Consider the following 205-nt stretch of genomic DNA (forward strand, 5'->3'; position numbering starts at 1 on the left):
GAATATAGTCTGGTAATGATGGCAGAGAGGTCACACCCGTTCCCATACCGAACACGGAAGTTAAGCTCTCTAGCGCCAATGGTAGTTGGGACCTTGTCCCTGCAAGAGTAGGACGTTGCCAGGCAAAATGGAGGATTAGCTCAGCTGGGAGAGCACCTGCCTTACAAGCAGGGGGTCGGCGGTTCGATCCCGTCATCCTCCACCA

Annotated in this window: 1 tRNA gene and 1 rRNA gene; both read left to right on the forward strand. The window is 54.6% G+C overall.

Annotation, left to right across the window (positions count from 1 at the left end):
* The first annotated feature begins 8 nt into the window (after positions 1-8).
* Positions 9-124: ribosomal RNA gene (gene rrf / locus SB773_RS35330) — 5S ribosomal RNA — on the forward strand.
* 5 nt (positions 125-129) lie between these two features.
* Positions 130-205 (forward strand) — tRNA-Val (locus SB773_RS35335).

Origin of the sequence: Bacillus sp. SIMBA_074 (assembly GCF_046534555.1) — a bacterium.
Lineage (GTDB): Bacteria > Bacillota > Bacilli > Bacillales > Bacillaceae_G > Bacillus_A > Bacillus_A mycoides.